This is a genomic window from Rhodococcus sp. EPR-147, from assembly GCF_001647185.1.
GTDB lineage: Bacteria > Actinomycetota > Actinomycetes > Mycobacteriales > Mycobacteriaceae > Rhodococcoides.
Window position 1 is genome coordinate 1 of record NZ_LVCU01000563.1, and the last position, 14,423, is coordinate 14,423.

Annotated in this window: 15 protein-coding genes; 11 read left to right on the top strand and 4 right to left on the bottom strand. The window is 64.5% G+C overall.

Annotation, left to right across the window (positions count from 1 at the left end):
• Positions 1–65: 65 nt before the first annotated feature.
• Both A2J02_RS25275 and A2J02_RS25280 read left to right on the top strand, forming a co-directional pair.
• Positions 66–1,022 (top strand): aldo/keto reductase, encoded by a 957-nt coding sequence (locus A2J02_RS25275; RefSeq protein WP_068055282.1) that lies wholly within the window; start codon positions 66–68, stop codon positions 1,020–1,022.
• An 8-nt stretch (positions 1,023–1,030) separates the two neighbouring features.
• The gene (locus A2J02_RS25280) at positions 1,031–1,804 is read left to right on the top strand and encodes an HpcH/HpaI aldolase family protein (RefSeq protein WP_068055285.1); all 774 of its coding nucleotides are present in this window, start codon (positions 1,031–1,033) and stop codon (positions 1,802–1,804) included.
• Positions 1,805–1,825: 21 nt separating this feature from the next.
• Here the strand turns inward: A2J02_RS25280 and A2J02_RS25285 are convergent, their stop codons facing one another.
• Positions 1,826–2,842 carry an ABC transporter substrate-binding protein gene (locus A2J02_RS25285; protein WP_068055289.1) on the bottom strand — a complete coding sequence of 339 codons (1,017 nt, stop codon included), beginning with the start codon at positions 2,840–2,842 and terminating at the stop codon, positions 1,826–1,828.
• Between the two features lie 181 nt (positions 2,843–3,023).
• Between A2J02_RS25285 and A2J02_RS25290 the strand changes: the two genes are divergently transcribed.
• The 4 genes from A2J02_RS25290 to A2J02_RS25305 are packed head-to-tail and all read left to right on the top strand — an operon-like array spanning position 3,024 to position 5,502.
• On the top strand, positions 3,024–4,025 hold the full coding sequence (locus A2J02_RS25290) for an intradiol ring-cleavage dioxygenase (protein WP_068055292.1): 1,002 nt from the start codon (positions 3,024–3,026) through the stop codon (positions 4,023–4,025).
• Between the two features lie 33 nt (positions 4,026–4,058).
• Positions 4,059–4,286 carry a twin-arginine translocase TatA/TatE family subunit gene (locus tag A2J02_RS25295; protein ID WP_068055294.1) on the top strand — a complete coding sequence of 76 codons (228 nt, stop codon included), beginning with the start codon at positions 4,059–4,061 and terminating at the stop codon, positions 4,284–4,286.
• Positions 4,283–5,059, top strand: coding sequence for a twin-arginine translocase subunit TatC (gene tatC / locus A2J02_RS25300; RefSeq protein ID WP_231893782.1), 777 nt, complete (start codon positions 4,283–4,285; stop codon positions 5,057–5,059). The genes A2J02_RS25295 and tatC overlap by 4 nt, the downstream gene beginning before the upstream one ends.
• Complete coding sequence (locus A2J02_RS25305) at positions 5,047–5,502, top strand: Sec-independent protein translocase subunit TatA/TatB (RefSeq protein WP_068055297.1); 456 nt, start codon at positions 5,047–5,049, stop codon at positions 5,500–5,502. The genes tatC and A2J02_RS25305 overlap by 13 nt, the downstream gene beginning before the upstream one ends.
• A gap of 95 nt (positions 5,503–5,597) precedes the next feature.
• Here A2J02_RS25305 and A2J02_RS25310 read toward each other — a convergent pair whose 3' ends face one another.
• Positions 5,598–6,377 carry an SDR family NAD(P)-dependent oxidoreductase gene (locus A2J02_RS25310; protein WP_068055300.1) on the bottom strand — a complete coding sequence of 260 codons (780 nt, stop codon included), beginning with the start codon at positions 6,375–6,377 and terminating at the stop codon, positions 5,598–5,600.
• 149 nt (positions 6,378–6,526) lie between these two features.
• On the opposite strand from A2J02_RS25310, the gene A2J02_RS25315 reads away from it, so the two are divergent.
• On the top strand, positions 6,527–7,372 hold the full coding sequence (locus A2J02_RS25315; protein WP_068055303.1) for a helix-turn-helix domain-containing protein: 846 nt from the start codon (positions 6,527–6,529) through the stop codon (positions 7,370–7,372).
• 49 nt (positions 7,373–7,421) lie between these two features.
• Here the strand turns inward: A2J02_RS25315 and A2J02_RS25320 are convergent, their stop codons facing one another.
• Positions 7,422–8,036, bottom strand: a complete 615-nt coding sequence (locus tag A2J02_RS25320; protein WP_068055306.1) for a TetR/AcrR family transcriptional regulator — start codon at positions 8,034–8,036, stop codon at positions 7,422–7,424.
• A gap of 175 nt (positions 8,037–8,211) precedes the next feature.
• On the opposite strand from A2J02_RS25320, the gene A2J02_RS25325 reads away from it, so the two are divergent.
• The 3 genes from A2J02_RS25325 to A2J02_RS25335 all read left to right on the top strand — a co-directional run bounded on the left by A2J02_RS25325 (position 8,212) and on the right by A2J02_RS25335 (position 11,240).
• Positions 8,212–9,117 (top strand): alpha/beta hydrolase family protein, encoded by a 906-nt coding sequence (locus A2J02_RS25325; protein WP_231893781.1) that lies wholly within the window; start codon positions 8,212–8,214, stop codon positions 9,115–9,117.
• Positions 9,114–10,094 carry an SDR family NAD(P)-dependent oxidoreductase gene (locus tag A2J02_RS25330; RefSeq protein ID WP_068055311.1) on the top strand — a complete coding sequence of 327 codons (981 nt, stop codon included), beginning with the start codon at positions 9,114–9,116 and terminating at the stop codon, positions 10,092–10,094. The genes A2J02_RS25325 and A2J02_RS25330 overlap by 4 nt, the downstream gene beginning before the upstream one ends.
• A 162-nt stretch (positions 10,095–10,256) precedes the next feature.
• The gene (locus A2J02_RS25335) at positions 10,257–11,240 is read left to right on the top strand and encodes a glycoside hydrolase family 26 protein (protein ID WP_068055315.1); all 984 of its coding nucleotides are present in this window, start codon (positions 10,257–10,259) and stop codon (positions 11,238–11,240) included.
• Here the strand turns inward: A2J02_RS25335 and A2J02_RS25340 are convergent, their stop codons facing one another.
• Entirely contained in the window at positions 11,241–12,185 is a 945-nt protein-coding gene (locus tag A2J02_RS25340; RefSeq protein ID WP_068055318.1) for a glycoside hydrolase family 26 protein, read from the bottom strand.
• A 147-nt stretch (positions 12,186–12,332) separates the two neighbouring features.
• On the opposite strand from A2J02_RS25340, the gene A2J02_RS25345 reads away from it, so the two are divergent.
• On the top strand, positions 12,333–14,423 hold a 2,091-nt coding region (locus A2J02_RS25345), incomplete at its 3' end, for a glycosyltransferase family 2 protein (protein ID WP_156516386.1).

Below are 14,423 nucleotides of genomic sequence, written 5' to 3' on the forward strand. Positions count from 1 at the left end.
AGCTTGGCAATCATGGCGCTGGGCGTGTACTCGGTGATGCAGGTCTTCGGAATCGAGGTGTCCTGATGAACGACCTCGGTTTCGGATCGATGGTGCTGGGCACCATGACATTCGGAGATACGGTCGACCTCGACGCTGCCGTCGAGTTGATGGATTTCGCGTTCGATGCCGGTATCACCCACATCGACACGGCCAACGGCTACTCCGCAGGCGAGTCCGAACGCATCGTCTCGAAGTTCATCTCTGCCCGACGCGACTCGGTGACAGTCGCGACCAAGGCTGGAATGTACCTCGGTGACACCGATGGCAATTCGCCCCTGTCGCCGAAGGGCCTGCGCCTCAGCGTCGAAGCAAGTCTCACCCGCCTCGGCACCGAGTACGTGGATCTGCTCTATCTGCATCAACCCGACCGAGCAGCGGACCTGCAGGACACTCTCGAGGCGGTCTCCGCCCTGCGCGCCGAGGGCAAGGTTCGCGCGCTCGGCGTCTCGAACTTCTCGGCGTGGCAGATCGGTGAGGTGTCACGCATCGCAGGGGATGTCGGAGCGCCGCGTCCGATCGTTGCGCAACAGCTCTACAACCTGTTGGCTCGGCGAATCGAGGACGAGTACGTCGAATTCGCCGATGTCACCGGCCTGATCACCATGGTCTACAACCCACTCGGCGGTGGATTGCTCACCGGTAAGCACTCATTCGAGCAATCTCCGAACGAGGGGCGATTCGGTGACTCACGATTGGCGTCGATGTATCGCGACCGATACTGGAATGCTCAGATCTTCGAGGCGATAAGCGCTCTCTCGGCCATCGCGTCGGACGCCGGTTTCCCTCTGACCGAGCTGGCTCTACGATGGCTCCGGTCCAAGCCGGTGGTGGGGCCGATACTGCTCGGCGGCTCGAAAGCGACACACCTGAAAGCCAATATCGATGCCCTGAGCCGCGGCCCACTAGCGCAGGACCTGATGATTGCCTGCGACGACGTCGGCGCCACGTTGCGTGGTCCGATGCCTGCCTACAACCGATAGGAAACTTCATGCCTGCCAACGACTTCGCCACCCGCCTGCGCAATCGCGAGCGCATTCTCGGATACTGGTCGGTCATCGATTCACCCGTCTCCACCGAATGGCTCGCACATCTGGATTGGGACTACATCGCGCTGGATCTCCAGCACGGCCTGATGGGATACGACGGATTGCTGCGCGGTTTGCAGGCCATCGATTCGGCGGCCGGACCTGCCGGGGTCGTTCGCGTGGAAGCGAACGACCCCACCTACATCGGGAAGGCGCTCGACGCCGGGGCCCGAATGGTCATCGTTCCCCTCATCGACTCCGCTGCCGACGCCGAGCGCGCGGTAGCGTCCACTCGCTACTCCCCTGCCGGAATCCGCTCGTACGGACCGATGCGCTCCCAGCTCCGGGTCGGACCACTGCCGTCCGAGGCGAATCGCGACACCGCGGTAGTGGCAATGATCGAGACGCCACAGGGACTCGAGAACGTCGAATCCATCTGTGCAGTCGAGGGTTTGGATGGGGTATACGTCGGCCCATCAGATCTGCGACTGGCCGTCGGTGGCTCGTCACCGACAGACACGAGCGTCGACGATGTGTTCGAGGAAGCCATCGTTCGAGTCCAGAAGGCTGCAGCGGCAGCAGGAATCGCCGCAGGGATCCACACTCCGTCCGGCGAACTCGCGGCGCAGCGATTGAGTGAGGGATACACGTTCGCTACCGTCGCCTCCGATCTCACGCACCTGAAAGCTGCCTCCGCTCACCATCTCGAGGCAGCACGCAGTGGTGCCACGAGGTAGCGCTCGTCAGTCCTCGGCTACCTAACAAGCGGCCGCAAGACCATCGACGAGCGTCGGCAGGAAATACGGAATCGACAGTGCCGTCGGGCCCACTGCAGCTCCGGCTTCCTGCCCGACGAATCCTGCGACTGCACCCGCGGCTACGGCCGGAATCTGGCGCGAGACAGGCGAATCGACAAATTGCTGCAAGGCGTCGTCGGTGTCGACCTGAGTGAACACGACGTCTGCGTCGATCTTCGAGATGTTCTCCGCCGAGACGGTTGTCGAGTAGGTGGCATCGTCGGTCGCGAGATCGGTCACCGATGCCGGTGAGGCGAAGCCGAGGTTCTCGAGCAGCTCCACTCGCGGGTCCGACGGCAACAGCAGGTAGTACACGTCGGCAGCCTCGGACACGTATGCGATTGTGCGGCCGTCGAATTCGGGATGCTGCGCGCCTGCGTCCTGCACCTGGCGGTCCAGATCGGCAACGAGATCGCGTGCGCGCTCGGGGATCCCGAGAACGTCACCGGTGGTGGTGATGACGTCGCGCCACGGCGTCGACCACAGTTCCTCGGGCGGGGCGATCACGGGAACTCCGGCCGCGGTCACCGCGTCGTATTCGGTACGGGTCAGGCCGGAGTGCGGGGCCAACACGACGTCGGGGTCGGTTGCGAGCAGTTTCTCGACGGACAGTGCGTCCGTGACGTTGTCGAGCAGAACCGGTGCCGGACCGCCCGAGGCCTCGATCGCGTCGGACACCCACGGATAGATCAGATCGTCACCTCCGCCGTATTCGGCCGACGGCATTGCCACCGGGACGACACCGAGTGCGAGCACCGCGTCGGTGGTGCCGAATCCCCATGTCGCGACCCGTTCGGGTACGGCGTCCAGCGTGGTGTCGCCGTACATGTGATGCACGGTCAGCGGGAACGCGCCGGTGGACGATGCGGCAGCCGGACTGTCGGCCGAATCAGTGGAGCCGCAACCGGCAAGTGCGATGGATGCGGCTGCCACGGCGGTGAGCACTGCGGCGAAGCGGAACGTGAGGCGATGAGTCATGACAATCCTGTAGCTCGAGAGGGCATTGGCACTAAGGCTAGCCTTAGCTATCCGCCATCGGAAATCCGGGCCACACCGCTCACAGGAACCTTGCAGCGGAGGTTCAGGGTCTTCACCGCAACGTCCCAGAGTATTGGCACTACCGAATCATTCAGTGCCACATCGAAGGAGACCCACGACGATGACCCGCATCCCCGAGCCCACCAACACTTCTGCCGGACCCGCCTACGAGGGCCGGCTGCTCGATCGACCCGCCGAGGAGGTCGTCGACCAGGGCGCGAGATTCGACATCACCACCCTCGTCACCCGTCGTCGCGTGCTGAGCCTCGTCGGCGCCGGAGCCGGCGCTGTGGCGCTGGCTGCCTGCTCGAGTACGTCGAACTCTGGAAGTGCGACCGCCACAACGGCAACCGCGTCGAGCACAGCTACCGCCGCAGCCACAGAGATACCCGACGAGACCAACGGCCCCTACCCCGCCGACGGCTCGAACGGCGTCAATGTGCTCGAAGAATCGGGAATCGTTCGCCGCGACATCACCTCCAGCCTCGACGGCGGCACCACGGTCGGCGGAGTGCCCCTGTCGCTCGACCTCACCCTCACCGACATGGCGAACGACAATCGCCCCTTCGAGAACGCCGCCGTGTACCTGTGGCAATGCGATGCGGCAGGGCTGTATTCGATGTATTCGGAAGGAGTCGAGGACGAGACGTACCTGCGCGGCATCCAGGCCGCCGACGCCAACGGGACCGTCACCTTCGACACGATCGTCCCCGGTTGCTACAGCGGCCGCTGGACCCACATTCACTTCGAGGTCTATCCCGACGCCGCCTCGGCGATCACCGCCGACAACGCCATCGCCACTTCGCAGATCGCATTCCCGCAGGACATGCTCGACGCGATCTACCAGCTCGACACCTACCCGTCATCGGCGCAGAACCTCGCGCAGCTGGGCAGCCTCGACAACGACAACGTGTTCGGCGACGGCTACGAGTTGCAGATGGGGGCGTTCTCGGGCGACCCCACCGCCGGCTACGTCGGATCACTGGCCGTTGCCATCGACACCACCACCGAACCCGCCGCCGGCGCAGCCCCTTCCGGAGGCGGAGGCGGCCAGTCCCCGATGGGCGGCGGCACTCCCCCGGCCGGTGGCCCGCCCAATGCCGGCACCGCACCCACCAACTGATCACCCCTACCTCACACCCGCGAAGGAATCACCATGTTGCACAACCTCACCGGCTGGCACGCCCTCATCGTTCTCGCCATCCTGCTGCTCGTCTTCGGCTCCACCAAGCTCCCGTCACTCGCCAAGGGAGTCGGCCAGTCGATGCGCATCCTGAAAGACGAAGTGCGCGAGGAGAAGAAGCCCGTAGCGCGTGACGACACGACGGCCCCGGTGTTCGCCGACGCTGCGTCCACGCCGGTTCCGTACCGATACACCTCGTGAGCACAGCCACCGCCGCGCGGGGAGTGATGCCGCTTGCGGCGCATGCACGCGAGGCACGTCGCCGCGCGATTCGCGCGGCGGTGTCGCTGCTCGTCGGCATCGCGATCGGGTTCGCGCTCTCCGATCAGATCCTCGACATCCTGCGCGCACCCGTCGAAGAACTCGCCCTCACCCGCCAGGCCAGCCTCAACTTCGAAACCGTCACCGGCGCATTCGATCTCGAACTGAAAATCGCCCTGTTCACCGGCGTCATCGTGTCGTCTCCGGTGTGGTTGCGTGAGCTGTTCGCCTACCTGACCCCCGGCATGACGCGTCGGGAAAAGAAGTACTTCTACGGATTCTCCGCGGCCGCAGCTCCGCTGTTCGTCGCCGGCTGCGTGTTCGGGTTCGCCATCTTCCCCCGCATGGTCAGCGTCCTCGCCGGGTTCTCCTCCGACCAGGACAGCACCATCCTCAACGCCTCCTACTACGTCGACTTCGTCATGAAGATCGTCCTGGCCACCGGCATCGCCTTCGTCCTTCCGGCACTGCTGGTGATGCTCAACTGCCTCGGCATCCTGTCCGCACGCAGGCTACGCAGCAGCTGGCGAATCAGCGTCGTCGGCATCGCACTGTTTAGTGCACTCGTCACGCCCGCCGCCGATGTTCTGTCGATGTTCCTCGTCGCGGTTCCCATGGCCACACTGTTCGGCGCAGCAATCGTGATCACCGAGGTACACGACAGACGTGCCCTGACACCACCGAAACCGGAGCTCTCATCATGTTCGGCTTGACCTTCGAGAAACTGTTCCTGGTCGCGATCATCGCCGGGTTCGTTCTCGGCCCCCAACGCCTCCCCGGATACGCGCACCAACTCACCCGCGCCGTGCGCAGCATGCGTCACTTCGTCGACACCACCCGCACCGCGGCCGAAGCAGACATGGGCGTTCCGCTCCGACGCTCGGAATGGGAATCGATGAACCTGCGGCAATACGACCCCCGCCGCATCGTCAGCGACGCACTGCGTGACACCAACGAACTGCGTGACACCGAACCCCCATCGGAGCAGGTCCTCGCCGAAGCAGCCCGCGTACGACCCGGCCAGAAATACCTCATCACCGGCCCCTCCTCGCATCCCCGACGCATCCTCATCGACTCACTCCCGCAGGACGATCCCCGTCGCATCGCGGCGCAACTGCGGCCGTCAGCGCACACCGCTGCGTCCGATGAGAGTTGACGCGTCCGATCCCCGCGGAAAGCCCTCACGCCCCGGATATTCCGCGCTAGGTGGTCGATCCGGCAGCCACCCCTGCATCGCGCCTTCCACGTTCTCTACGCGCGGTAGCGGGACGCCAGCTGCGGCGACTGTGCGCCGAAGGCAGCAAGATCCGCAGTGAACACGTTGTGCAACAGGTTGTCCTGTTCCACACCGGGAGCAGTCACGATTTCGCCGAGCTCCAGTCCGCGCAGGCTCGCGGTGACCACGTCGGCAGCGCTCATCCGCGGGGCCGCGCTCAGGTCCATGCCTTGGCGTTCGTGGAACTCGGTGGCGACGACACCCGGAAGCAACGCCTGCACATCGATGCCGTGGGGAGACAATTCCGCGTGCAGGGTCTGCGAAAACGCAACGGCGTAAGCAAGACTCGACGCGTACACAGCGCGCCGCAGTGGTACCTCCTCGAGTGTGGCAGGCCCGCTGAAGGCGATCATGCCGGCGACGTTGACGATCTGACCCGCACGGCGCGCGACCATGTGAGGTGCGAGCGCATTGGTCAGCAGGGTCGGTGCGAGCACTTTCACACCGACCAGCTCCTCTGCTTGCTCGCGCGGCAAGTCGACGAACGCTTTGTAGTGGGCCACTCCGGCGTTGTTGATCAGCATCGTCACCGGCTGATCGGCAACGGCATCGATCACCGTCACGATGCCGTCGCGCAACGAGAGGTCCGCAACCACACTCTGCACGGTGACATCCGGAAACTCCGCCGCGAGCTCGTCGAGTCGTTCCCTTCGACGCCCGACGGCGATCAGGTTCACTCCCGTCGACGCGAGACGGCGCGCGTACTCGCGGCCGATCCCGGACGACGCACCTGTCACTACTGCCACACCACTCATTTTCGCTCCTCGTCTCGCGCGCCCATGCGCGGCGCTTGTCGATCTGTCACCAACAGTGGTCCTCGTGTCGACGCGATGGGTACGCCCTCTCGGCAGTGGCCCCCGGAGGGACACGAACAGTGCCGTCGATGCGATCTAAACTTCGTTCCATGTCTGCCCGGGAAAATGTGCTCGGCGACTATCTGCGTGCTCAGCGAGCACGTGTGCGGCCGGATCAGGTGGGTTTGTCGGGCGGGGGCAACCGACGCGTTCCGGGTTTGCGCCGATCCGAAGTGGCGTTGTTGGCCGATATCAGTGCGGATTACTACCTTCGGCTCGAACAGGGACGGGACAGGAATCCGTCACCGCAGATTCTCGAAGCGCTGGCTCGGGTCTTCGGCCTCGACCCGGTCGGCACCGCCTACCTCCTGGGCCTCACCGAGGGTTCGCCCGTCCGACGGCGTCGGCGTCCGCACCGCGAGACGGTTCCCGAAGGGATCCGGAAGCTGCTGTCGGCGTTGAGATTACCGGCGTTCGTCGAGGGCCGCTATTTCGATGTGCTCGCGGTGAACCCGCTTGCCACCGCACTTTCTCCTCGTCTCGTGGTGGGCGAGAACCGACTTCGATCGGTGTTTCTCGATGCCGACGAACGGGCTTTGTACTCGGACTGGGAGGACACGACAGCGCGCCTCGTCGCCGGCTTTCGACGCTCGGTCGGCGGTGACACCAGCGACGCGCGGGTCATCGAACTGGTCGGCGAGCTCTCGCTCCAGAGCGATCGGTTTCGTCAGGTGTGGGCGCGAAACGACGTTCAACCCCACCAGAGCTGGCCGATCACCATGAACCATCCGCTCGTCGGACAACTCACCCTCAACCGAGAAAAGCTCGTGCTCGGTGATACGGCCGAGAGCCTCGTCCTCGCCGTGTTCCACCCCGACGCCGGCAGTGCCAGCGCGGACAAGTTGTCTCTGCTCGCGTCCTGCTCGGTCCCCGCGGCGCCGAGCCACGAGCGGTAGCCGGGCGGGGCCGCGATCGTCGAGGCCGATGCGCGTCGTCTCGGACGACCTACGTCGTGCCGATCGCTCCGGGTGCTGAGACAGGTTGCGGCACTGTCAAACCGGTGACCAACAGTGTGACCATCCGTCGGACGTCGTAGTCCGGATCGCTGGGGCTGAAAGCGACGAGGTCGCCGATTGCCCGGAACAGTTGATAGGGCGTGACGTCTGCGACGACTTCGCCTGCGTCCCGGGCCGCCTGCAGCAGCTCGGCGAGGACGGGGACGAGTCGCTCCACGAAGAGGGTGTGGAGCGCGGTGAAACCTGCTGCGTCGCCTTCCCAGACTTGTGCCAGGCCGTGCTTGGTGCCGAGAAAATCGACGAATCCGTGCACCCAACTCAACGTCGCGGCGAACGGGGTTGCCTCCGAAGTGAGCAGCACGGGCCCGGCTTCTGCCAGTGCATCGATCTGACGACGGTAGACCGCGACGACCAGATCGGATCTCGTCGGGAAGTGCCGGTACAGAGTTGCCACGCCCACCCCGGCGGCCGCGGCAACTTCTCGAACAGGCGCGTTCACGCCGGATGACGCGAACACTTGCGCGGCCGCGTCGAGCAGTGCCCGCGCGTTCCGTTCGACGTCGCGACGCCTGGGCGCATCGAGGTGAGTATCGGTCGTCCTCATTTTTCGATCATCCCATGGGAAAGCACCCCAACGGAACGACGATCCGTTCCTGGTTGCAAAGCGGACCACTGTTCCGTATCGTTGCGGAACAGCGATCCATTTCGTTCGGATCCCCGATGAAAGGCCGCTCGTGTCTCCCCTTGGAACAACTTCTCAGGTCATCAGCGTGCGTCCTGTGACGCTGCCGGCCCCGGCCCGCGGCACAGACCTCCAGGTGCGGATCACCGCGCCGACCGCGGGGAGGGATCTTCCCGTGATCGTGTTCGCGCACGGGTTCGGCCAGTCCATGACGGCCGCGGACCCGCTCGTGGATTACTGGACGGCACACGGGTTCGTCGTCGTCCAGCCCACCTTCCTGGACTCCGTAGCCCTCGGCCTGCAGCCGGCCGACCCGCGGTATCCGACCATCTGGCGGACCCGGGTCGACGACCTCGTGCAGGTGATCGACGAGTTGGGGACGGTCATCGCCGCCGTTCCCGGTCTGCCCGGCCGGGTCGACACGGAGAATCTCGCGGCTGCAGGACACTCGTGGGGTGGTCAGTCCGTCGGCATGCTGCTCGGGGCTCGGGTGCTCGATTCCGACGGACAACCGGGCGAGGACCGCACCGACAAGCGAGTGAAGGCAGGAGTCCTGTTGTCCACCACTGGGATTGCCCGCGGCGATCTCGCCCCCTTCGCGCAGGAGAACTTCGCGTTCATGAGCCCGGACTTCACTCGGCTCGATACCCCGTCGATCGTCGTTGCCGGCGACCATGATCAGTCGGCTCTCTCCACCCGAGGCCCCGACTGGTTCACCGACGTGTACCACCTGAGCCCAGGGGCGCGTCATCTCGTCACCCTGCACGGTGGTGAGCACTATCTCGGCGGCATCCAGGATTACTCCTCGACCGCTACGACCGACGAAAGCCCGGAGAGAGTCGATCTGGTGCGACGGACGACGACCGCCTTCTTGCGGACTGCCCTCGGCATCGACGAGGCCGCGTGGTCCGAGATGGACGCCACGTCAGCGGAGCCCGACGGGCACATCGACTCCAAACAGCCCACCCCATCCCACACCGAAAGTAGAAGGGCCGCATCATGACAATCAACGACCAACACCCCATCGGCACCGGATTCACCGCTGCCTCGACGGCCGCCGACGTCCTCGACGGCGCCGATCTGACCGGCCGGAACATGATCGTCACCGGCGGGCACAGCCGTCTCGGCCGCGAAGTCACCCGAGCCCTCGCCTCTGCCGGGGCATCCGTCACCGTCGCATCGCGCGACGCCGACAAAGCGGCTGCAGCCGTGGCCGGCATTCCCGGCGTTCGGGTCGAGACGCTCGATCTCACCGACCCCGCCTCGGTGGACGCGTTCGCCGATCGCTTGATCAGCTCGGGCCGTCCGCTTCACGCCCTGGTGAACAACGCGGCCGTGCTGAACACTCCGGAGCTCCGCCTCGATTCCCGTGGCAACGAGATCTCCTTCTCGACGTCGCACCTGGGTCACTTTCAGCTCACCCGGGCGCTCCTACCGGCCCTCGGGCGGGCGGGCGGGGCAAGGGTCGTGAACGTCACCTCGGGAGCAGCCCGGTTCGGTGAGATCCGCTGGGACGACCTCGCCTTCTCCGAGGATTACAACCCCGGTGCCGCCTACGGGCAATCCAAACGCGCCAACGTCCTGTTCACCGTCGAACTCGATCGCCGCTACGCCGACAACGGCATTCGCGCTTTCGCCGCACACCCCGGGGTCATCATCGGCCCCGGCCCCTACGACCCGACCAGACTCGCTTCCTATCGCGAACAAGGACTCGTCGACGACAACGGTGCGACGATCATCGACCCGGAGAACGGTAAGAAGACCATCGAGCAGGGGGCAGCGAATCTGGTCTTCGGTGCCGCAAGCCCACTCCTGGACGCGGTCGGCGGCGTGTACCTCAAAGACTGCGACGTCGCGATTGTCGACGACGACGTGCGGCCCCTCACCGCCGACAACATTCCCTCCGACGCCAACTCGGCCATGCTCGACCCCGACGACGCCCTCCGGCTCTGGACACTCAGCGAACAGCTCCTGTCCTGAGTGTCGCGAGCGACCCGGCAAACAATCCCGGCGACCGATCTCGCGCCGAAACCGGTACCACCGTCCGTAGTCAGGAAATTATCAACCAAACATGTTGCTATGAAGGACATTTGACACTCCCGTTCCCACCTGCAGCGACGACAGGAGTACTACCGTCGCAGCATGAGAAACACCAGGTCGTTGGCGTCAACGATCGGCGTCGCAGCTGCCGCACTCGTCATCCCGCTCGTCCTCGGTTCGACCGTCGTGGCATCGTCGTCTCCGTTGACATCGCGAACTCAACAGATCTCCTCGGCACCACTGCGTCTGGGCATCATCAATCCCAATGGCCCGTCCGCCACGTGGGAGTTGGAGCAGATCGAATCCGTCCTCGGTGAGCGAGCCTCGCTCGCCGTGATCTACAAGGACTTCGCGCAGCCCGCTCCGATCGCCGAGCTCGACGCCGCCGACGCACGCGGGTCGACGACTCTGCTGACGTGGGAACCCTGGGCTGCGGGCGCTGGCGTCGTGCAGCCCGATTTCCAGTCCTCGGACATCACCTCGGGCCGGTACGACGCCTACATCACCGAATGGGCTCGGGCGCTGGCCAATTGGGGCAAGCCGGTGATGCTACGGTACGCGCACGAGATGAACGGCAATTGGTATCCGTGGGCAGATCGGGTCAACGGCAACTCCGACGGCGACTACGTGCGTGCCTATCGCCACGTTCACGATCTCTTCACCGCAGCCGGTGCGTCCAACGTCGAGTGGGTGTGGAATCCCAACGTGCCCAACGCCGTTCCCATGTCGGTGGTCTACCCCGGCAGCCAGTACGTAGATACGGTGGGGCTCGACGGCTACAACTGGGGAACCAGTCAGTCGTGGAGCGTATGGCAGACCCCGGATCAGTTGTTCGGCGACGGTCTGTCGCAGGTGCGGGCACTCGCACCGGGCAAGCCCATCGTCGTCGGCGAGGTCGCGTCCGCCGAGGCCGGTGGGTCCAAGCCTGCCTGGATCACCCGATTGATCGAGTACCTGGCCGCGCAGCCGGACGTCACCGGATTCCTGTGGTTCCACATGAACAAGGAAGTGGACTGGCGCATCGACAGCAGTCCCGCCTCCGCCGCTGCCATGGCATCGGCTCTCGCCGCACGGCCCAGAACCTGATTACCACTCAGCCAACGCGGCCGAGGCTGCATCGAGTGCAGCCGGAGAGCTGTCCAGACGCCAGTTCGCTTCACCCTGTTTGTCGAAATCGAACCACAGCAGTCCGCTGACCGAGGTGGCGTCCAGGTACAAGAACAGGTCGGTGATCCAGGCGGGCTTGTCACCCAATCGGTCTCCGGTTCCGGTTTCGTAGATCCAGACCGGCTTGCCCGGCGCAACGGCGTTCGCGGTCTGGAGCGCACCGCCGAAGACCTCGTCCGGCGTCTGCCACGACGTCGCCTCGCCGCCTCCGTTGTAGCCGTCGATGCCGATCACATCGACGTACATGTCCCCGGGGTACGACGCCTCGGCGGTGGGCAACCCCTCGGCGCGGCCACTGCTGGCATCGAAGGACCACACCCACTGCACCTTGTTGGCCCCGGTGCGCATGAATATGTCGTGAACGTGCCGGTAGGCGTCGAGATAGTCCTCAGCGGTGCTTCGTACTCCGTCGACCGACCACGGATACCAGGTTCCGTTCATTTCGTGTGCAAAGCGAAGTTGCATGGGCTGACCGAATTGCGCTGCCGCGTCGGCCCATTGCGTGATGTAGGCATCGAACTCGCCGGCCGCTATCCGGGACGGCGAGTAGCCGTCCTGATACTCGCCTGCATTCGGATCCCACGGCTCCCAGGTGACCGCGGGAATCGCGCCCCGGTTGTGGATCTCGTACAGGGTGTCCACCGGTAGCGGACGCTGCCAGGCCCACGCCTCGAAGAAGTTGACCACCTGAGGTTCTCGCCCCAGCGCCTCGCCGGTGTCGAATGCCGATCTCACTCCGGCATTTTCGCCGTCCGAGGACAAACCGAACGTGCGCTGAGGCCGGTCGGGTGCTGACGAGCACCCAGCGACGGCGACGGACAACACAGTGATGAGCGCGAGCAACGACGTCCGGAAGCGGGTCATAAGGAGTCCCAGATTAGATCAAACGACAGACAGTCCGAAAACAGCGGATCAAACGGACTCGAGGTATGTTTTGGTGGTCGGGGGACACAAGGTCAATGACGACCCCATTCCATCTTCACTGCCGCGCTCGTGAGCCGATTGGTCGTCATGACGTCTATCTTCCAGAGCCAAACTGTGCGCTTCGCCCCACCGGACTCGGAGGAACTACCCTCTCCACCAACGGATGTCGAACGCGACTCGTATCTGCAGAGTGAGCACCGCTGGATTCCGCTGGCGTCGAGTTTCGGTGGATTTCTCACCACGGTCAGCCTCCTCTACCTGGTACAGGGGCAGGCGTGGGCAATTCCGTTGCTCGTTCCACTCGCCATCACGACGGCAGCGATGGTGCTCTCGCTGCTGACCTCGGTGCAGTCGCGCCGCGACACCTTGGCCGGCCACCGAGAGCGAGTACGCGCGTACCGGCCAGTGCACTACCCGAGTGTCGATGTGTTCCTACCGAGTGCGGGCGAAGACATCACAGTGTTGCACAACACTTTCTGGCATGTGAGTCAGCTCGATTGGAGTGGTGAGCTGACGGTCTACGTGCTCGACGATTCCGATCGGGACAGCGTTCGAGACCTGGCCGACGCCTTCGGCTACGAGTACCGAGTCCGGCCGAATCGCGGATACCTGAAGAAGGCGGGCAACCTGCGTTTCGGATTCGACGAGTCCCACGGGGAGTTCATCACCATCCTCGACGCCGATTTCGTGCCGCGGCCGGACTATCTGCATCAACTCATGCCGTACACCACCGAAGAAGACGTGGCCATCGTGCAGAGTCCGCAGTACTTCGACACCACGCTGCGGATGAAGTGGATGGAGTATTCGGCAGGGGCGACGCAGGTGCTGTTCTACCGCTGGATTCAAGCGGCACGAGATCGAAGCGACGCGTCGATCTGCGTCGGTACCTGCGCGATCTATCGCCGCCGCGCACTCGAGGTCGGCGGCGGGTTCTCGGCCATCGAACACAGCGAGGACGTGTACACAGGTGTCGATCTCATGCGCGTCGGATATCGCACTCGCTACGTGCCGGTGGTCGTCTCGAAAGGACTGTGCCCGGAGACGCTCGATCAGTTCTCCAATCAGCAGTACCGCTGGGCGAACGGGTCGATGAGTCTGCTCAAGTCCCGCGACTTCCATGCGGTGAAATTCTCACTGCGCCAACGCTTGTGCTTCTGGTCCGGCTTCATGTACTACATCGACACGGCGATCAATATCTATGCCATCGCGCTGCCGCCGATTCTGATGGCCTTCCTCGCCCCTGAGGACGTCTCCATCAACAACTACCTGTTCGTGTTCCTGGCCATGGTGGTGCGCATCGCCATCGTCCCCGTCGTCACCACGGGCCGCGAGAGCGCAATCGGACTCGACCGCGTGCAGACGTTCTATTCCTACATCCACTCCGTGGCGGTGTTCGACGTCCTCCGTGGTCGCACGGACGCGTGGCAAGCGACGGGAATCAAGACCCGCTCCACCACCGCTCGGCGCGTCAAACGTCTGATGGTCACGTGGCTGGTTCTGGTCCAGGTGGCGATGTGGGCCGGCATCTTCTGGCGGGCTCCCGAATACGGCTGGTCGAACTACGCACCGATGATCGGGTTCGCCGTCTTCAACCTCGCCGTGGTCTATCCACTGATGTTCTGGCGTACCGAATTCCCCACACTCCTCGATCCGATGACGCTGCGGCGAAGGCTGTTTCGCTCGGAGATCTCGACCTTCGTGCACCAGATGCCACTCGCTCGCTCCACGCGGCGCGCATCCTTGACGCCCCGCAGTTGGCTGACGGCGTCGTGGCCGTGGCTGGTTCTGATGTGCGCGGTGTCCTCGGCCCTGTCGCTTCGGCCCGGTTCCAACACCACCGCCTTCCAGGACGAGGGTCTCTACGTGTTCGTCGGGCACCGGATGATCGAGCACATCACCGACGGCGTCAACGTCACCGAATATCCGGGTGCCTACTTCTCTGGCGCCCCTGGCCTGTTCCCGATCCTCGCTGCGGCAGCCGATTCCGTCGGCGGCCTCGAGGCGGCACGCATGGTCAGCATGGTGTTCGTCTGGGTTGCGATCGTCGCGACGTACGGCGTGGGCAGCCAGCTCTTCGGTCGGCTCGCGGGACTGCTCGGTGCCGCGGTGTTCCTGCTGTGCGGCTCGGTGATCTTCCTGTCGCACATGGCGACCTTCGATGCAATGGCGATGAGCCTG